This window comes from Aquabacter cavernae, assembly GCF_003993795.1.
Classification (GTDB): domain Bacteria; phylum Pseudomonadota; class Alphaproteobacteria; order Rhizobiales; family Xanthobacteraceae; genus Aquabacter; species Aquabacter cavernae.
In genome coordinates, this window is sequence record NZ_RWKV01000017.1 from 306426 (window position 1) to 323928 (window position 17503).

Sequence of the window (17503 nt, forward strand, 5' to 3'; positions counted from 1 at the left end):
CAAGGGTCCGTGAGCGTCACTCACGGACCCTTGGTCAAGCCCGCGCGGTGCTTGAGCGAAACCCACGCGGCACCGGTCAAAGACCGGGGCCGTTGGTACAAGGCGCCTCCCGGCTCCGGGCGGCCTAGCCTGAGCGGGCCCCCGCCCCGCAACGGCCCCACCGCCTGAAGCCCGGCGCCTTCCGTCGCCTGCGGACCACGCCCCCGGTGGTCCGCAGGCGCACGCTTCTGCGCCATGCATGAAGTTTCCTCATGGATAGCGTGACGAAGTTTGATTTCTACGGTGCCCTTTCGTTCTTTATGGTGACATCCGAAACGGTTCGGCCCAGACCGAGACCCGCACGGAAATACCCTCATGACGAAGTCCACCGCCGCCTCGGCCTCGACCCTGCTTATTCTCGTGGCCGGGTGCCTGATCGCGATGCTGACCTTTGGTCCGCGCGCCAGTTCGGGCTTCTTCCTCATTCCCATGTCCAACACCTATGGCTGGGGCCGCGACGTGTTCGGCCTCGCCTTGGCGCTTCAGAACCTGCTGTGGGGCCTGGGCTCGCCCTTCGCGGGCGCCATTGCCGACCGGTTTGGAACCGTGCGGGTGCTGTGCGTCGGCGCCCTGCTCTACGCGGCGGGCATCGCCCTCATGGCCAGCGCCTCCACCCCCGCTCTGCTGCATCTGTCGGCGGGCGTGCTGGTGGGCTTCGGCCTTTCCGCCTGCTCGTTCAACCTCGTGCTCGCCGCCTTCGGCAAGCTGCTGCCGGAGCGCTGGCGCTCGCTGGGGTTCGGCGCGGGCACGGCGGCCGGCTCGTTCGGCCAGTTCCTGTTCCCCCCGCTCGCCACCGGCCTCATCGCCCAGGTGGGCTGGCAGGAGACGCTGCTGGTGTTCGCGGCCATCCTGCTTCTGGTGCTCCCGCTCTCCTTGGCGCTCGCCACCCGCGGCACCCAGGCGGTGTCGGCGGCCAACGTGCCCAACCAGTCCATCGCCGGCGCCCTGCGCGAAGCGTTCGCCCACCCCAGCTATGTGCTGTTGGTGCTGGGCTTCTTCACCTGCGGCTTCCAGCTCGCCTTCGTGACGGTCCACATGCCCGCCTTCCTCGCCGACAAGGGCATCACGGCGGGCATCGGGGCTTCCACTTTGGCGCTGATCGGCCTGTTCAATATCGTGGGGTCCCTGAGCGCGGGCGCACTGGCGAGCCGCTTCTCCCGCAAATGGATGCTGGCGGTGATCTATGCCCTGCGGGGCGTCGCCATCGCAGTGTTCATCCTGCTGCCCATCACGCCGCTCTCCTGCCTGATCTTCGGCGCGTCGCTGGGCCTGCTCTGGCTCTCCACGGTGCCGCCCACGTCCGGGCTGGTGATGCTGATGTTCGGCACCCGCTACATGGCCATGCTCTACGGCTTCGCCTTCTTCAGCCACCAGGTGGGCGGCTTCCTGGGCGTGTGGCTGGGCGGCATCCTCTATGAGGGCACCGGCTCCTACGACATCGTCTGGTGGCTGTCGGTGGCGCTCTCCTTCGCCTCCGCCGCCATCAACCTGCCCATCCGCGAGCGCCCGGTGGAGCGCCCCGCGCTGCAGGCGGGCTGACCTAAAGTGCTTTCAGCCTTTCAAGGACAGGCTGAAAGCCACTTTATCTCTTTGTTTTTCCGCGTTTCCGTGGCGCGAACCGCTTCACACTTCGGTTGGAAACGCTTTCAGCCCCGGCCGCCGCGCGGTGAAGCGGGCGGCCGGGCCATGCCCTGTCAGGGGCAGTCCTTGTGGAGCTGGCGCACCGCCGCCGTCACGCCGTCCAGCGAGAAGACATAGCTGGTGCGGTTGCCGCGCCGGGAGGTGGCGGTGAGCGACATCTCGTCCCCGCCCTTCATGGCCTCCAGCAATTCCCGCTCCTGCTCCGCCGCCGCGAGCCAGGCATTGCCGCCGCTCACCATCATCTCGAAGCGCGCATCGCCGATCTCCGCGCGCACCTTGGAATCGGCGGCGAAATCATAGCCGACGCTGAAATTCGCCTCGGTCCGGTTCGCCGGCTGGCGCACGGAGCGCACGAAGAAGGAGACGTCCCCATGGTCCAATTGGGCAGGCGTCTTGGCGCTGGCGGTTGCATAAATATAACAGTTCTTCCGACCGCCCTCCTGGTAGGTCCAGGCGCTCCAATCGTTGAACGATCCCGCAACCTGCGGTGTCGCGGCATAACTGGTCGCAGAAGCGCAGACCATCGATAGAACAAGGACTGCTCTTTTCAGCATCATGTTCTCCTCTGTTCAGGAATCAGACCCGAAGAGAGGAGGGCATCCGTAATTTTAAGGCCGAGTTAACGTTCTAGACGCATCAACCTTGAACTTGGCATTGAAAGCTACCTTTCAACCTCTGAAGCGCGGCGCGGGGGACACAGGCAGCGGGAAAGCACCTCCGCCCCACCCCGGCGCTTGCGCGCCCCGCCCAAGCCGCGCATCGTATTTGTTAACCATCGTCATCGTATGTAGGGGTCATGCGAAGCATTCTTCTCGCGGCAGCCGGCATCGCCTTCTTCGGGACTGGGGCGGCCAGCGCTCAAAATCTCACTCCCGAACAGGCGCGGGCCTTTGTCGTGGGCCGCACCTTCGCCTTCAGCTGCTTTGAGGGCTCCACGGGCGCCGGCCGCATCTTCCCTGACGGGTCGGTGGCCGGAACCATCACCATGCAGTCCCAGGGGACCGCGCGCTTCGTCCGCCTTCCGCCCAATACGGTGCGGGTGCGCACCGAGAATGTGTGCGGCTTCGTGGAAGGCATGACGTTCGAGCCGTGCTTCGAAGTGGTCAAGACGGGCCCCACCACCTTCCGCGGCCAGCTCGCGGGCGTGGAGACCATGTGGTGCGACTTCACCCGCCTCGGCACCGAAAGCCAGCAGGTGGCGAGCCGCCGCAAGACCCGCGCGCCTTCCAGCAAGGTCGCCTCCGAGACCACCGCCGAGTAATCCCCCTTCGCCGAATGATTGCCGCACGAGGCGTCACAGCGTGACGCCTCACGGCGCGAGGTCGGACGGTGCCTCCTCGCGCCCTTCGATCTGCCCCTTGCGGCGCAAAATCTCCTGCCCCGCATGGTCCATGAAGGCCCGCACCCGCGCCGTGGTGCGCAGGTCCGGATGGGTCAGCAGCCACAGGCTGGAATCCAGATCCTCCAGCGGCCCCGACAGGCGCACGAGGCCGGGTGTGATGGAGCCGATGAAGCAGGGCAGGACGGCGAGGCCGATGCCCGCCGCCGCCGCATCCGCCAGCCCCAGCATGGTGTTCACCCGGTAGCAGACCCGCCCGTCGCCCGCCCGCTCCCGCAGCCATTTGGCCGGGCGGATGCCGGAGAGCGCATCGGCGAACCCGACCCAATCATGGGCGCGCATGTTGGCGGCATCGAACGTCGCCCCGCCCAGCGCGTCCGCGCGCCCATAGATGCCCCAGGCGATGGTGGCGAGGCGCCGCCCCACCAGCGTGTCGCCCGGCCGGTCACTGGCGCGCAGGGCCACGTCCGCGTCGCGCTTGGTCAGGTTCAGGGACTGGTTGGAGATGAGCACGTCCAGCTGGATCTCGGGATAGGCGCGCCGGAACGAAGCCAGGATCGGCGTCATCAGATGCACCAGCAGCGTGTCATTGGTGGTGATGCGCAGTTCGCCGGAGGGGCGCAGGTCCTGCCCCGTGATGCGCCGCTCCACCGCCGCGATCTCCTCCGCCATGCGCTCGGCGAGGCGCACCATCTCCTCGCCCGTGGCGGTGGGCGCATAGCCGGTGCGCGAGCGCTCGAACAGACGGGCCCCCAATTGCCGCTCCAGCGCGCCCAGGCGCCGGAACACGGTGGAATGGTTCACGCCCAGCGCGTCCGCCGCCCCCACCAGCGACTTGGTGTCCGCCACCGCCTGCACGAGGCGGAAATCATCCCAGGCGATCATCGATTGCACCTGTGCAAATAAAACTCGGCATTATCACTTATCGCATTGCAAATGGGGCGGCGCTACATCTTTTGCCATAACGAACCTCATGGAGGCAGAAATGATCGACCTTCGTACCGCTCCCTACGGCCTGTTCCTTCTTCGCGCCGCCCTCGGGCTGATGTGGATCTCCCACGCGCTGATGAAGCTCTTCGCGTTCGGCATCACCGGCTTCGCCGGCTATCTCTCCTCGCTGGGCATGCCCGGCTTCCTGGCCGGCCCGGTCATCCTCATCGAACTGGTGGGCGGCCTGCTCATCCTGTTTGGCGTCTTCGCCCGCCCGGTGGCGGTGCTGATGATCCCGGTGATGCTGGGCGCCATGTCGGCCCATTTGGGCAATGGCTGGCTGTTCTCGGTGCCCGGCGGCGGCTGGGAATATCCCGCCTTCCTCATCGTCTCGTCCCTTTCGGTGGGCCTTGCCGGCGAGGGCGCCTTCGCCCTGCGCTCCACCGCGCTCATCCCCGGCCTGAAGCCCGCCACGGCCTGACCGCGCCGGCTTCCCAAATGAAAAATCCGCCCGAGCCCCAGGCCCGGGCGGTTTTTTTTTGCGTTCAGACCAGCGGCGACAAGAGCACCAGGAACATCCCCGCCATGGCCACGGTCCAGACCAGAGAGCGCACATAGGGCACGCCGAACGCATAAAGCGGCACATAAGCGAGGCGCGCCCAGAAATAGAGCGCGGCGCCACCCATGGAGAGCCAATTGTGCGCCCCCGCGAAATGGGCGACGGCCACCGCGCCCACGAACAGGGGAAAGGTCTCCATCATGTTGCGATGGGCCCGCTCCAGCCGCCCGCCCAGCCCGTCCAGGGGCGGCATGGGGACATCGCGCGGCCCGGCATTCCAGGCGAGGCCCCGCGCGCGGGTGGCGATGCCGATGGGCAGCAGGAGCTGGATGAAGGCGAGGACGATGCTCAAGGCGAGATAAACCAGCTCAACGGTCATCGGCAGGCTCCTTCGGCGGGGTGGTCACGTAGCCGGCGCGCTTCAGGCGCACCAAGGCGAGATCCAAGGCGGAGAGGAAGGCCGAGCGGTCCCGCGCCGAGAAGGGCGGCGGCCCCCGTGTCACCTCGCCCGCCGAGCGCAGCGAATCCATGAGATCCCGGGTCGCCAGCGCGTCGCCGATAGTGGACGGCGTGAAGGCGCGCCCCGTGGGCGAGAGCACGTCGGCCCCGGCAGTGACGCAGCGATGGGCCAGCGGAACGTCCGCCGTCACCACCACGTCGCCCTTGGAGACGCGCTCGGCGATATAATCGTCGGCCACATCCGGGCCGCTCGGCACCACCACGCGCTCCACCTGCACGTCGCGGGGAACCGCCAGGGGCGCGTTGGACACCAGCACGACATGCACCCCGTGGCGCTCGGCCACGCGATACACCTCGTTCTTCACGGGGCAGGCATCGCCATCCACATAGAGGACGATGGGCGCGGCACGAACGGCCGCCGGAGGACGGAAGGACATGCCCCTTCATACGCCATTCGCCCGCCGCCCCCAACCAATGGGAGAGTTGACGGGACGCCCCGCCAAGGCTTCATTCCCCCCATGACGCAGCCCAATTCGCGCCTCGGAGCCTGGCTCCGGAAACTCCCGGTCATCGGCCCTGCTTTGTCCCATGTGGTGCGGCTGGAATGGCTGACGCTGGCCATCATCGCCGTGGCGGCCCTGGCCTTCTATGGCTTCCTCGTCCTGGCGGACGAGGTGATGGAAGGCGAGACCCATCAACTGGACGAGCGCATCCTCCTGATGCTGCGCGAGCCGGGCAATACCGCCGACCCCATCGGCCCCAGCTGGCTGGAAGAATCGGTGCGCGACCTGACCGCGCTCGGGGGCACCACCATCCTCACCCTGGTGACGCTGGCGGTGCTCGCCTATCTGCTGCTCACCGGCCGACGCCTCACGGCCTTCACGGTGTTCCTCTCGGTGGCCGGCGGCACCATCCTGTCCAGCGCGCTGAAATGGGGCATCGGGCGCCCGCGGCCGGACCTCGTGCCCCACGGCATGGAGGTCTATACGGCAAGCTTCCCCAGCGGCCACTCCACCATGTCGGCCGTGGTCTATCTGACGCTGGGCGCGCTCCTCGCCCGCACCGAGCCGCGCTGGCGCGTGAAGGTCTTCCTGCTGGGCCTCGCCGTCGCGGTCACCGTTATCGTGGGTATCAGCCGCATCTATCTGGGCGTCCACTGGCCCACCGACGTTCTGGGCGGCTGGGCGCTGGGAGCGGGCTGGGCGTGCCTGTGCTGGCTGGTGCTGCTCTGGCTGCAGATGCGCGGCGAAGTGGAGCCGGAAGGCAAGGTGCCCACCGAGGGTGATGCGCCCGCCGTGGGCAATCGCGGCTGACGCTGGCGCGCGCCAAGCGGAGGAGCGTCGCTATCTCCCCGCTCCGGCTTGCGAGTGAAGGCTCTGGAACGGGCAAGGTCGCGCACTCTCGGAGCGACCACCCGTCCTCCCTCCCCCCCCGCAAGCGGGAGAGGGCTTTTCATGCGCTGCGAACCGCACGTTCTACGACAGGTTGTTGTTCCGCTTGCAGGGAAGAACAGGAACCGGCGAAAACAGAGGAAGGTTGCGGGGACGCGGTAGCTTCCAGGCGGCGTCGATCAACCCACAGGGCAAAGCCCCGCGCGTAACGGCCCTGGGAACGCCTGGCGATCCTCGCGATCAGTCGAACAGCGAGGAGACCGATTCTTCGTGCGCCGTGCGCGCGATGGCCTCGCCGATCAGGGTGCCGATGGAAAGCACGCGGATGTTGCGCGCCACCCGCACCGCCTCGGTGGGCTGGATGGAATCGGTGATCACCAATTCCTTCAGCTTGGAGGCGGTGATGCGGGCCACCGCGCCGCCGGAGAGCACGCCGTGGGTGATGTAGGCATGCACTTCCAGCGCGCCGCGCGCCAGCAGCGCCTCGGCCGCGTTCACCAGCGTGCCGCCGGAATCGACGATGTCGTCCACCAGGATGCAGGACCGGCCTTCCACATTGCCGATCACGTTCATCACTTCGCTCTCGCCCGGCCGCTCGCGGCGCTTGTCCACGATGGCGAGCTGGGCGTCGATGCGCTTGGCGAGCGCGCGGGCGCGCACCACGCCGCCCACGTCCGGGGAGACCACCACGAGGTTCGAGGTGTCGAACCGCTCCTTGATGTCGCGCACCATGACGGGCGCGGCATAGAGATTGTCCGTGGGGATGTCGAAGAAGCCCTGGATCTGCCCGGCATGCAGGTCCAGCGTCATCACGCGGTCGGCGCCCGCATGGGTGATGAGGTTGGCCACCAGCTTGGCGGAGATGGGCGTGCGCGGGCCGGGTTTGCGGTCCTGGCGGGCATAGCCGAAATAGGGAAGCACCGCCGTGATGCGCTTGGCGGAGGCACGGCGCAGCGCATCGATGATGATGAGCAGCTCCATGAGATGGTCATTGGTGGGAAAGGACGTGGACTGGATCACGAACGTGTCCTGCCCGCGCACATTTTCCTGGATCTCGACGAAGATCTCCATGTCCGCAAAGCGCCGGACAACCGCCTTGGTCAGCGGCGTCTCCAGATAGGCGGCTATGGCTTCGGAAAGCGCCCGGTTGGAATTGCCGGCCACAAGCTTCATGGATCCGTTCTCGCTCGACATACTATCCCCGCCCGAAGGCTGGCCCCAGCCGCCCCGCGCGGCATTGATTGGCGGCGCGCGGCGCCTTTGTAAAGCCTGTTACTGCGCCGCGTAGGCGAGAGCGTTGGAGTGCGGCGCTTCGGCCACGGGCGGGCCGTCGCCGTTCACCGGCGGCGCGGCCGGCTGCGGCGCGGCGGGCGCCGGCTCGGCCGGGGCAGCGGCGGTCGCAGGAGCGGCAGGGGCGGCCGACGGAGCCGGCGGCGGCGCGCCAACGGTTTCCGCAAGGGCCGCCATGGACATGCCGGCGATGCGGTTCAGCACGTCCTCGTCGCAGGCCTGCCAGGCATCGCCCTTGGCGCGCTTCACCACTTCCTCGCCGGTGAGCCGGGCGACGCGCTGCTTGTTGGCGTCGAACACGTCCCACACATAGGTGACGGCGGTCTTGTCCTTGGTGCTGTTCACCGCCAGATAGCCGCGCACCCGGTAGGCGGCAGGCTCGGAGCGGGAGACCACGGACACCTTCTGGGTCTGGGCCTCGGTGGTGAGCTGGGTCACGAGCTTCTCGAAGGTCGCCTTGGGCGGGCCGTCGATGGATTCGAATGCGAGGCTTTTGGAGCCTGCCGAGGCGTAGCCGGTGCCGTCGGTCTGGCAGGCGGCGAGCGCAAGGCCCATCCCCAACAGGACCACACGGCCCGCGATAAGAAAGAGGCCGCGCCCCCGGCTTACCGTCGCATCGCTCATGCGGCTTCCCCTCGTCAGATGTCCGATGAGAGGAGGGTTACCGTTTATTAACCGGCAGGTCCAGAGTGCCGTTAAGAACCTGTTAAGGAGCGACGGATTTCCGGGCCTTTCCAAGGCGCTCGCGCGCCGGGCCGGACGCCCTTCGAGGGCGCTTTGGCGCGGGTTTCCGGCGGCCCTTAACTATTCGGTCATGTTTGTGTGGTCGGCGCCAGCGTGATGGCGGCCACCAGCCGGCCGTAATCCGGCTCCTTGCGGTGGGTGGAGCGGCGGTAGCTGAAGAAGCGATCCTCGTCGGAATAGGTGTCGAGGCCCAGATCCTCGATGCGCTCCACGCCCGCTTCCCGCAGGCGGTGGGCGATGAAGCCCGGCAGGTTGAACAAGGCATGCCCCGGCCGCTCGGCGGGCTTGAAGAAGCGCGCGAAGGCGGGGTCCGTGTCGAGGAAGCGGGCCAGGAAATCCTCGCCCACCTCGTAACTGTCCTGCCGGATCAGCGGGCCGATGGCGGCATGGATGTCCCCGCGCCGGGCGCCAAGCCGCTCCATGGCGGCGAGCGTGCCCTCGATGACACCGCCGAAGGCCCCTTTCCAGCCCGCATGGGCCGCGCCCACCACACGGGCCACGGGATCGGCGAACAGGACCGGCCCGCAATCGGCCACCGTGATGGTGGCGCCGAGGCCCGGCACGGCGGTCACCACCGCATCGGCCTTGGGCGCGTCCTCGCGGGTCCAGGGGGTTTCCAGGATGACCGCGTCGGGGGAATGCACCTGCCAGCAGGCCACCAAAGCGGCCGGCTCGATGCCCAGCGCCCCGGCCATGCGGGCGCGGTTCTCGCTCACCTTGGCAAGGTCGTCCTGCGAGCCCATGCCGCCATTGAGGCTGGCATAGAGGCCCTCCGACACGCCGCCCCGGCGGGTGAAGAAGGCATGGCGGATGCCGGGCAAAGCGGCGAGGGAGGGGGCTTCGATCTTCATGCGTCCGGCTCCGCGACCGCTTCCTCCGCCGCGAATCCCGGCGGCGGGCCTGCCTTTGGATCGCACAGGCTCAGCACCTTGAACAGGGCGCCCATCTCCCCCTCGCCCCGTCCGGCAAGGCGGGAGAGGGCGGCGGTGATGGCCTTGCGCTGGGAGGCGTTGGTGCTCTGCTGCAGCCGCTCCGCCCGCTGGACGATGCCGAGCCGCATGAGGAAGTCCCCCTGGGTCAGCGGGCCATAGGCGGCCGCCCCTTCCACCAGCGCCCGGCGGGCGAGAGCGGTGAAATCCACATGGGCGGTGAGGTCCGCCTCCCCCGGCGCCTCCAGCGGGTCCGCATAGCGATGGGCCCGCACCGCCTGGAGCGTGTCGCCGACGCCGGGGCGGGCCGGACCGTAATCGATGATGAGCGCCGCGCCGCCTTGCTCGGCGATGCGCCGGGCCAGCGTGGCGGCCGCGCCGCTCTCCAGATGCTCCAGCACCGCGCCCTCGGCATGGGCGCCGGGCACGAAGCGCGCCAAGGCGGCGCCGAGCGGAGCGGGACGCGGATCGAGCCCGAAGGCGAGCCGCCCGTCCGGGCCGAAGCCCACGCGCCGCTCATGCCAGCCCTCCGCCCCCCTCACGAACTGGGAGATGGGCAGGGCGTCGAAGAATTCGTTGGCCAGCACGATGGCGGGACCGGGCGGCACGTCCTCCAGCCGGTCGTGCCACTGAGGCGACACCTTGGGCAGCGCCGCCTTCTGGCGGGCGCGCAAGGCGGGGCTCGTCTCCACCAGATGGACGCTCACCCCCTCCCCGAAGGCGGGCACCACGCGCGCGGCGCGCAGCACATCGGCCATGAGCGTGCCCCGCCCCGGCCCCAGCTCCACCAGCCGCACGCCCTCGGGCGATCCCATCTGCTGCCAGGTGGCCACCGCCCACAGGCCCAGCAATTCGCCGAACATCTGGCTGATCTCGGGGGCGGTGGTGAAGTCGCCCTGCGCGCCGAGGGGATCGCGGGTGATGTAATAGCCGTGCACGGGATGGCCCAGGCACAAGGCCATGTAGCGCGAGACCGGCATCGGCCCTTCGGCGGCGATGAGGTCGCGGATCTCCCGCTCCAGCGCGGTCATCTGTTCGGTCATGACGCGCGGGGCTCGCTCTTGACGGCATGGAGCACCAGAAGCGCCCCGCCGATCACCAACGGCAGCGACAGGAGCATGCCCATTGTGGTGCCGAAGGCGAGATAGCCGAGCTGCGGGTCCGGCTCGCGGAAGAATTCGCCCGTGATCCGCCCCAGGCCATAGCCGATGCCGAAAATGCCCGCCGCGAGGCCCGGCCGCCTGAGCACGCCGAGCCGCACGCTCACCAACATGACCACCAGAAGAAGCGCGCCCTCAAGCGCGGCCTCGTAAAGCTGGCTGGGATGGCGGGGCACGTTGCCGCCGGAGGGAAAGATGACCGCCCAGGGCACGTCCGAGGGGCGGCCCCACAACTCTCCATTGATGAAATTGGCGATGCGCCCGAACAAGAGGCCCACCGGCGCCACCACGCCCGCCACGTCCAGCAGGCAGAGAACGGGAATGCCCCGCTTGCGGGCGAACAGGATGAGCGCCACCAGCGTGCCCGCCAGCCCGCCATGGAAGGACATGCCGCCCTTCCACACCATCACGATCTCGGCGGGATGCTGGAGGAAATAGTCGGGATTGTAGAACAGCACATAGCCGAGCCGCCCGCCCAGGATGACGCCCAGCGTCGCCCAGAACAGCGCATCGTCGAAATCCACCGGCCGCATGGGCGAGGTGCCGCCCCACACGCCGGGGCGCGCGGCGATCATGCGGGCGAGCTGCCAGCCGATCAGCAGGCCGAAAATATAAGCGAGCGCGTACCAGCGGATGGCGAACGGGCCCAATGCGACCAGCACCGGGTCGATGGCGGGAAAGGGCAGCGCGAGCATCATCGGGGAAGCCGTCCTCCAGCCGGGGCAAGGCCTCCGCATGTGCCTGCTGGGTGCCTGGGCGTCAAGGCGGGCCGCACGAAGCGGCCACGCGCGTCACCCCCCGGCCGACCGCCCGCCCCCCTGTTCAGCCCATTCCAGGCATGGTTCAAAGCTGCGTGACACAGGGGGGACGCGGGGGCGGAGCCGAGCTTGGAAACCATTGGGATCACACTCGTCCTCCTGCTCGCGGTGGTGGTGAGCGGCCCGCTGGAGCGGATCCTGCCGCTGCGCATCCCCCGCCCGCTGATCCAGATCGCGCTCGGCACCGCCATCGCCGTCTTCACCGATCTCGGGGTGGAGCTGCACCCCCAGCTCTTCTTCCTGCTGTTCCTGCCGCCTCTCCTGTTCCTGGACGGGTGGCGCACGCCGCGCGAGGGCCTCGCGCGGGATTTCGGCCTCATCATGGCCCTCGCCTTCGGGCTTGTGGTGTTCACCGTGGTGGGGCTGGGCTTCTTCATCCATTGGATGATCCCCATCATGCCGCTACCCGTGGCGTTCGCGCTGGCGGCCATCATCTCGCCCACTGACACGCTCGCCGTGTCCGCCATCCTGTCGGGGCGGGCCATGCCCGAGCGGCTCATGCGGGTGCTGGAGGGCGAATCGCTCCTCAATGACGCCTCCGGCCTCGTCTGCATGCAGTTCGCCGTGGCGGCCGCCATGACCGGCGCCTTCTCGCTCACCGCCGCGGCGGAGGAGTTCGTGTGGCTGGCCACGGGCGGCGCCGCCGTGGGCATCGCCGTGACGGTGGTGGCGGGCATCGCCAAGAACTGGATCTCGGACAAGTTCGGTGAGGATCCGGGCGCGCAGGTGCTGATCAGCATCCTCATTCCCTTCGGCGCCTATCTGCTGGCCGAGCAGATCGGCTGCTCCCCGGTCCTGGCTGCCGTGGCGGCGGGCCTCACCATGACGGGGCTGGAGCAGAGCGGCCATCTCCAGGCGGTGTCGCGGCTCGATCGCAAGGTGGTGTGGGACATCATCCAATACACCGCCAACGGCATCGTCTTCGTGCTGCTGGGCGAGCAATTGCCCCAGGTCATCGGCCGGGCCGCCGATCTCGTGCGGGACAATAACGGCTTCGACCTGTCCTGGCTGGCCCTCTACACCGTCGCCATCGTCGGCCTCCTGGCGGTCATGCGCTATTCCTGGGTGTGGGTCTCGCTGTCGCTCGCGGCGGCCTGGGCGCGCTACAGGGGACAATCCTACCAGTCTCCCGACAAGCGCCATGTGGGCGCCGCCACCTTGAGCGGCGTGCGCGGCGCGGTGACCCTCGCGGGCGTTCTCACCTTGCCCCTGCATCTGCCGGACGGCACCCATTTCCCGGCCCGCGACCTCGCGGTGTTCCTGGCCGCCGCCGTCATCATCGTCTCGCTGGTGCTGGCCTCAGCGGGCCTGCCGCTGCTGGTGCCCCGCGCAAGCGCACCGCGCGCCATGCGCACCACGAAGGCGCTGAGCGCGGTGCAGGTGGACGCCTCGGAAGCGGCGATCCGCGCCATCGAGGCCGCCCGACACAAGATGTCCGAAGGGGAGGACGGCGGTGCGCCCCTGAGCGCGGAGGCGGCGGCCCACCTGATCGAGATCTACCGTCGCCGCATCGAGGCCAACAGCCAGGACGAGGCGCAGGCCGACGCCCTGTTCCGAACCGGCGAGATGGAGCGGGAGATGCACATCGCGGCGCTGCGCGCCGAGCGCGGCGTCTATTTCGAGGCGGCGCGCAAGCGCAGGGTCAGCGAAGAGGACGCCCGGCGCCTCGTCATGGCGCTTGACCTGCTGGAGGCACGCCTCGTCAGCCGCTAGGTGTGGAGTCCCGGAGAAATCAAACCACTCGGCCGCTCATATTTACATTCAATCAGATTGTATGTTACTCGGATCCGGAATTTCATTGGGCACGTTCGCTTCTGAGCGGCGGAGTCCAACGCCAATCCAGTGGGTCCCATCATGCCGTCCAGCACGCATTTCCTTGGCGTCGCCATCGTCTTCGCCGCAGCATCGGTGTTCGCGCCTGCTCACGCTCAGACCGGCGCTCCTCCTCCCGATGTGGGCATTGTCACCGCTGCTCCTGAGCCCATCGTTTTCGCCAATGAGCTGCCCGGCCGCATCGCGCCCACGCGCATCGCCGAGGTGGTGCCGCGCGTGACCGGAATCATCCTGGAGCGCGTGTTCGAGCAGGGCACCATGGTGAAGGAAGGTGATGTGCTCTACCGCATCGACCCCGCCCCCTTCCAGGTGCGGGTGGCGAGCGCCAAGGCGACGCTGGAGCGCGCCAAGGCGGTGCAGCTCCAGGCCCGCCAGCTGACGGACCGCCAGAAGGAGCTGCGGGAGCGCAACGTCAACAGCGCCCAGGCGCTCGACAATGCGGTGGCCGAGCTTGCGGCGGCGGATGCGGACGTTGCGGCGGCGCAGGCCGGCCTCGACGAAGCCCAGCTGAACCTGCGCTATGCCAGCGTCACCGCGCCCATCTCCGGCCGCATCGGCCGCGCCACCATCACCGAAGGCGCGCTGGTCTCTTCTTCCACCGGCTCCCTGGCCACCATCCAGCGGCTCGATCCGGTCTATGCCGACTTCACCCAGTCGGCCACCGAGATGCTGCGCCTGCGCCGGGCCATGAAGGACGGCACGCTGCAGGAGGTCGCGCCCGACGAGGCGCGCGTCAACCTCATCCTGGAGGACGGCACGCGCTATCCCGTGTCGGGCAAGCTGCTGTTCTCCGAAGCCGCCGTGGACGCTTCCACCGGCCAGGTGGTGCTGCGCGGCGAATTCCCCAATCCCAGCGGAGACCTCTTGCCCGGCATGTATGTGCGCGTGGAGATCGACCAGGGTGTGCAGAAGAATGCCCTCGCGGTGCCGGTCCAGGCCGTGCAGCGGGACACCGCCGGAACTGCCCAGCTGTTCATCGTGAAGCCCGACGACACCATCGAGCGGCGCACCGTCACCGCCGGCCGCATCGTCGGTGAGCGCTGGGTCATCGATGCCAATCTGAAGCCCGGCGACCGGGTTGTGGTGGACGGTTTCCAGAAGATCGGCGCCGGCGCCAAGGTCACGCCCAAGGACTGGACGCCCGCCAAGGCCGATGCCGCGCCCGGCGACACGAAGCCCGTCAACTGAAGGCCTGATCCATGCCGAGCTTCTTTATCGACCGGCCGGTCTTCGCCTGGGTCGTCGCCATCCTCATCTCGCTGGCGGGTCTCATCACCCTGCCCATGCTGCCCATCTCGCAATATCCGGACGTGGCCCCGCCGCAGATCACGGTGCAGACCGCCTATCCCGGCGCCTCGCCGGAGGAGATCTACCAGGGCGTCACCCGGCTCATTGAGGAAGAACTGAACGGCATCAACGGGATGCTGTATTTTGAATCGACCTCGGACACGTCCGGCCGGGTTGAGATCAACGTCACCTTCGCCCCCGGCACCTCGTCCCAGCAGGCCGCCGTGGAAGTGCAGAACCGCATCCGGCGCGTGGAATCACGCCTGCCCCAGGCGGTGACCCAGCAGGGCGTGCAGGTGGAGGAGGCCGGACAGGGCTTCCTGATGGTGGTCGCCATCACCTCCACCGATGGCGCCGTGGATGCCATCGGCCTTGGCGACTATGCCAGCCGCAACGTCTTGAGCGAGATCCGCCGTATTCCCGGCGTCGGTCGCGCGCAGCTTTTCTCGACCCAGCGCTCCATGCGCATCTGGATCGATCCCGAGCGGATGGTCGGGCTTCGCCTGACCCCTGCCGACGTCACCAGCGCGATCTCCGCCCAGAACGCGCAGGTGGCGGCCGGCCGCATTGGCGCCCTGCCCAACCCCGTCGGCACGCAGATTTCGGCAACGGTTCTGGTGAAGGGCCAACTCACCTCACCCGAGGAATTCGGCGCCATCGTGCTGCGCGCCAATCCAGACGGCTCCTCCGTGCGCCTGCGCGACGTGGCGCGGGTGGAAGTGGGTGGTGAGGACTACAACTTCTCCACCCGCCTGAACGGCAAGCCGGTGGCGGCCATCGGTGTGCAGCTCACCCCCTCGGGCAATGCGCTGCAGACCGCGACGGCGGTGCGCGAGCGCATGACCGAGCTGGCCCGCTTCTTCCCGGCGGGCGTCGAATACACGGTGCCCTACGACACGACGCCCTTCATCGAAGCCTCCATCGAGAAGGTGGTGCACACGCTCCTGGAAGCCATGGCGCTGGTGTTCCTGGTGATGTTCCTGTTCCTCCAGAACATCCGCTACACGCTCATTCCCACCATCGTCGTGCCCGTTGCGCTGCTCGGCACCTGCGCGGTGATGCTGGCCACGGGCTTCTCCATCAATGTGCTCACCATGTTCGCCATGGTGCTCGCCATCGGCATCCTCGTGGATGACGCCATCGTGGTGGTGGAGAATGTGGAGCGGATCATGGCCGAGGAGGGCCTTCCGCCGAAGGAAGCCACCCGCAAGGCCATGAAGCAGATCACTGGCGCGGTGATCGGCATCACCTTGGTTCTGGTGGCGGTGTTCGTGCCCATGGCCTTCTTCCCCGGCGCGGTGGGCGTGATCTATCGCCAGTTCAGCCTGACCATGGTCACCTCGATCCTGTTCTCGGCCCTGCTCGCCCTCTCGCTGACCCCGGCTCTGTGCGCCAGCTTCCTGAAGCCCATCGCCAAGGGGCACCATCACGAGAAGAAAGGCTTCTTCGGCTGGTTCAACCGCGTGTTCGATCGGTCCTCCCGCAGCTACGGCAACTCGGTGGGCTGGCTGCTGAAGCGCTCCGGGCGCGTCATGCTTATCTATCTCGTGCTGGTGGGCGCGCTCGCCTACATGTTCGTGCGCCTGCCCTCCTCCTTCCTGCCCAATGAGGACCAGGGCTTCGTGCTGGTGAACGTGCAGGCCCCCTCGGAAGCCAGCGCCAACCGCACGTTCGACGTGATCGAGGGCATGGAGAAGACCATTGCCGGCGAGACGGCCGTGAGCGAGACGGTGGCCATCATGGGCTACAGCTTCAACGGCATCGGCTCCAACGCGGCCCTGGCCTTCGTGACCCTGAAGGACTGGGACGAGCGCGGCGCCGAAGATTCCGCCGGCGCCATTTCCGGCCGCCTCAGCATGGCGTTCGCCGGCGTCCGCGATGCGATCATGTTCGCCCTCTCCCCGCCGCCCATCCAGGGGCTCGGCAACTCCAACGGCTTCTCCTTCCGCCTGCAGGATCGTGGTGGGCAGCCTCCCGCGGCGCTTCGGGCCGCCGAGCAGCAATTCCTTGCGGAAGCGGCCAAGAGCGCGGTCCTCGCGGGCGTCATGGTGGAGGGCATGCCCGATGCGGCGCAGGTCAATCTCGTCATCGACCGCGAGAAGGCCAACACGTTCGGCGTCACCTTCGCCGACATCAACACCACGCTGAGCACCGCGCTCGGCTCGGCCTATGTGAACGACTTCCCCAATGCCGGCCGCATGCAGCGCGTGACCGTGCAGGCCGACCAGCGCAGCCGCATGCAGGCCCCCGATCTGCTGAAGCTGAACGTGCGCAATGCCAATGACGGCATGGTGCCCATGTCGGCCTTCGCCACGCTGGAATGGAGCCGGGGCTCGTCTCAGGCGGTGGGCTATAACGGCTACCCGTCCATCCGCTTCACCGGCCAGGCGGCGGACGGCTATTCCTCGGGCGATGCCATCGCGGAGGTCGAGCGCATCGCCGCCACCTTGCCCCCTGGGTTCGGCTATGAGTGGAGCGGCCAGTCCCTGCAGGAGATCCAGTCGGGCTCCCAGGTGCCCATGCTGCTCACCCTGTCGTGCATCCTCGTCTTCCTGTGCCTCGCGGCGCTGTACGAGAGCTGGTCCATCCCGATTTCGGTGATGCTGGTCATCCCGCTCGGCATTATCGGCTCGGTGGTGGCGGTGATGCTGCGGGACATGCCCAATGACGTGTATTTCAAGGTGGGCCTGATCACCATCATCGGCCTCGCCGCGAAGAACGCCATTCTCATCATCGAGTTCGCCAAGGATCTGCGCGCACAGGGCAAGTCGCTGACGGAAGCCACCATCGAGGCCTGCCATCTGCGCTTCCGGCCGATCCTGATGACCTCGCTGGCCTTCACGCTGGGCGTGGTTCCCCTGGCGATCGCCTCGGGCGCGAGCGCCTCCAGCCAGCAGGCCATCGGCACGGGCGTGATGGGGGGCATGATCTCCGCGACCGTTCTTGCGGTGTTCTTCGTGCCCGTCTTCTTCGTCTTCGTCATGAAGCTGTTCGCACGCTTTAGCCGCGCCAAACCGGCGGAAGTGCCGCAGCCTCCACAGTGATGTCAGGCAATGACGGAGCCCGGGCCCGGGCGATACGGTG

At 68.0% G+C, this 17503-nt stretch carries 16 protein-coding genes; 7 read left to right on the top strand and 9 right to left on the bottom strand.

Going from position 1 to position 17503, the window contains the following annotated elements:
• Positions 1–354: 354 nt before the first annotated feature.
• Entirely contained in the window at positions 355–1578 is a 1224-nt protein-coding gene (locus EJJ38_RS19340) for an MFS transporter (protein WP_127092062.1), read from the top strand.
• Between the two features lie 155 nt (positions 1579–1733).
• On the opposite strand, the gene EJJ38_RS19345 is transcribed toward EJJ38_RS19340, so the two are convergent.
• Positions 1734–2237 (bottom strand): invasion associated locus B family protein, encoded by a 504-nt coding sequence (locus EJJ38_RS19345; protein WP_127092063.1) that lies wholly within the window; start codon positions 2235–2237, stop codon positions 1734–1736.
• A gap of 239 nt (positions 2238–2476) precedes the next feature.
• Here EJJ38_RS19345 and EJJ38_RS19350 point away from each other — a divergent pair, with 239 nt between their 5' ends.
• Complete coding sequence (locus tag EJJ38_RS19350; protein ID WP_127092064.1) at positions 2477–2941, top strand: hypothetical protein; 465 nt, start codon at positions 2477–2479, stop codon at positions 2939–2941.
• Positions 2942–2989: 48 nt separating this feature from the next.
• On the opposite strand, the gene EJJ38_RS19355 is transcribed toward EJJ38_RS19350, so the two are convergent.
• The gene (locus tag EJJ38_RS19355; RefSeq protein WP_127092065.1) at positions 2990–3904 is read right to left on the bottom strand and encodes a LysR family transcriptional regulator; all 915 of its coding nucleotides are present in this window, start codon (positions 3902–3904) and stop codon (positions 2990–2992) included.
• 100 nt (positions 3905–4004) lie between these two features.
• On the opposite strand from EJJ38_RS19355, the gene EJJ38_RS19360 reads away from it, so the two are divergent.
• On the top strand, positions 4005–4430 hold the full coding sequence (locus EJJ38_RS19360; protein ID WP_127092066.1) for a DoxX family protein: 426 nt from the start codon (positions 4005–4007) through the stop codon (positions 4428–4430).
• A gap of 64 nt (positions 4431–4494) precedes the next feature.
• Here EJJ38_RS19360 and EJJ38_RS19365 read toward each other — a convergent pair whose 3' ends face one another.
• Together EJJ38_RS19365 and EJJ38_RS19370 are read right to left on the bottom strand one after the other, a co-directional pair.
• Positions 4495–4887: an MAPEG family protein gene (locus EJJ38_RS19365; protein ID WP_127092067.1), complete on the bottom strand. Its 393-nt coding sequence runs from the start codon at positions 4885–4887 to the stop codon at positions 4495–4497.
• Complete coding sequence (locus EJJ38_RS19370; RefSeq protein ID WP_127092068.1) at positions 4877–5404, bottom strand: YaiI/YqxD family protein; 528 nt, start codon at positions 5402–5404, stop codon at positions 4877–4879. The genes EJJ38_RS19365 and EJJ38_RS19370 overlap by 11 nt, the downstream gene beginning before the upstream one ends.
• Before the next feature lie 81 nt (positions 5405–5485).
• Here EJJ38_RS19370 and EJJ38_RS19375 point away from each other — a divergent pair, with 81 nt between their 5' ends.
• Positions 5486–6280: a phosphatase PAP2 family protein gene (locus tag EJJ38_RS19375; protein WP_127092069.1), complete on the top strand. Its 795-nt coding sequence runs from the start codon at positions 5486–5488 to the stop codon at positions 6278–6280.
• A gap of 318 nt (positions 6281–6598) precedes the next feature.
• On the opposite strand, the gene EJJ38_RS19380 is transcribed toward EJJ38_RS19375, so the two are convergent.
• The 5 genes from EJJ38_RS19380 to lgt all read right to left on the bottom strand — a co-directional run bounded on the left by EJJ38_RS19380 (position 6599) and on the right by lgt (position 11179).
• Positions 6599–7552, bottom strand: coding sequence for a ribose-phosphate pyrophosphokinase (locus tag EJJ38_RS19380; protein ID WP_127092070.1), 954 nt, complete (start codon positions 7550–7552; stop codon positions 6599–6601).
• 78 nt (positions 7553–7630) lie between these two features.
• A complete protein-coding gene (locus EJJ38_RS20390) occupies positions 7631–8272 on the bottom strand; it encodes a hypothetical protein (protein WP_164738586.1) in 642 nt (213 codons plus the stop codon).
• Positions 8273–8460: 188 nt separating this feature from the next.
• Positions 8461–9243, bottom strand: a complete 783-nt coding sequence (gene pgeF / locus EJJ38_RS19390) for a peptidoglycan editing factor PgeF (RefSeq protein ID WP_127092072.1) — start codon at positions 9241–9243, stop codon at positions 8461–8463.
• On the bottom strand, positions 9240–10364 hold the full coding sequence (locus EJJ38_RS19395) for a class I SAM-dependent methyltransferase (protein ID WP_127092073.1): 1125 nt from the start codon (positions 10362–10364) through the stop codon (positions 9240–9242). The genes pgeF and EJJ38_RS19395 overlap by 4 nt, the downstream gene beginning before the upstream one ends.
• Positions 10361–11179: a prolipoprotein diacylglyceryl transferase gene (gene lgt / locus EJJ38_RS19400; RefSeq protein WP_205666220.1), complete on the bottom strand. Its 819-nt coding sequence runs from the start codon at positions 11177–11179 to the stop codon at positions 10361–10363. The genes EJJ38_RS19395 and lgt overlap by 4 nt, the downstream gene beginning before the upstream one ends.
• A 189-nt stretch (positions 11180–11368) precedes the next feature.
• On the opposite strand from lgt, the gene EJJ38_RS19405 reads away from it, so the two are divergent.
• The 3 genes from EJJ38_RS19405 to EJJ38_RS19415 all read left to right on the top strand — a co-directional run bounded on the left by EJJ38_RS19405 (position 11369) and on the right by EJJ38_RS19415 (position 17463).
• Positions 11369–13012 (top strand): Na+/H+ antiporter, encoded by a 1644-nt coding sequence (locus EJJ38_RS19405; RefSeq protein ID WP_127092075.1) that lies wholly within the window; start codon positions 11369–11371, stop codon positions 13010–13012.
• A 141-nt stretch (positions 13013–13153) separates the two neighbouring features.
• A complete protein-coding gene (locus tag EJJ38_RS19410; RefSeq protein ID WP_127092076.1) occupies positions 13154–14320 on the top strand; it encodes an efflux RND transporter periplasmic adaptor subunit in 1167 nt (388 codons plus the stop codon).
• A gap of 11 nt (positions 14321–14331) precedes the next feature.
• The gene (locus tag EJJ38_RS19415; RefSeq protein WP_127092077.1) at positions 14332–17463 is read left to right on the top strand and encodes an efflux RND transporter permease subunit; all 3132 of its coding nucleotides are present in this window, start codon (positions 14332–14334) and stop codon (positions 17461–17463) included.
• Positions 17464–17503 lie beyond the last annotated feature (40 nt).

Coding starts and splice junctions, on each gene's coding strand:
- EJJ38_RS19370 (WP_127092068.1), bottom strand. CDS start 5,404: ATGTCCTTCCGTCCTCCGGCGGCCGTTCGTGCCGCGCCCATCGTCCTC.
- EJJ38_RS19395 (WP_127092073.1), bottom strand. CDS start 10,364: ATGACCGAACAGATGACCGCGCTGGAGCGGGAGATCCGCGACCTCATC.
- EJJ38_RS19415 (WP_127092077.1), top strand. CDS start 14,332: ATGCCGAGCTTCTTTATCGACCGGCCGGTCTTCGCCTGGGTCGTCGCC.
- EJJ38_RS19375 (WP_127092069.1), top strand. CDS start 5,486: ATGACGCAGCCCAATTCGCGCCTCGGAGCCTGGCTCCGGAAACTCCCG.
- lgt (WP_205666220.1), bottom strand. CDS start 11,179: ATGATGCTCGCGCTGCCCTTTCCCGCCATCGACCCGGTGCTGGTCGCA.
- EJJ38_RS19380 (WP_127092070.1), bottom strand. CDS start 7,552: ATGTCGAGCGAGAACGGATCCATGAAGCTTGTGGCCGGCAATTCCAAC.
- EJJ38_RS19340 (WP_127092062.1), top strand. CDS start 355: ATGACGAAGTCCACCGCCGCCTCGGCCTCGACCCTGCTTATTCTCGTG.
- EJJ38_RS19365 (WP_127092067.1), bottom strand. CDS start 4,887: ATGACCGTTGAGCTGGTTTATCTCGCCTTGAGCATCGTCCTCGCCTTC.
- EJJ38_RS19355 (WP_127092065.1), bottom strand. CDS start 3,904: ATGATCGCCTGGGATGATTTCCGCCTCGTGCAGGCGGTGGCGGACACC.
- EJJ38_RS20390 (WP_164738586.1), bottom strand. CDS start 8,272: ATGAGCGATGCGACGGTAAGCCGGGGGCGCGGCCTCTTTCTTATCGCG.
- EJJ38_RS19345 (WP_127092063.1), bottom strand. CDS start 2,237: ATGATGCTGAAAAGAGCAGTCCTTGTTCTATCGATGGTCTGCGCTTCT.
- EJJ38_RS19350 (WP_127092064.1), top strand. CDS start 2,477: ATGCGAAGCATTCTTCTCGCGGCAGCCGGCATCGCCTTCTTCGGGACT.
- EJJ38_RS19410 (WP_127092076.1), top strand. CDS start 13,154: ATGCCGTCCAGCACGCATTTCCTTGGCGTCGCCATCGTCTTCGCCGCA.
- EJJ38_RS19360 (WP_127092066.1), top strand. CDS start 4,005: ATGATCGACCTTCGTACCGCTCCCTACGGCCTGTTCCTTCTTCGCGCC.
- pgeF (WP_127092072.1), bottom strand. CDS start 9,243: ATGAAGATCGAAGCCCCCTCCCTCGCCGCTTTGCCCGGCATCCGCCAT.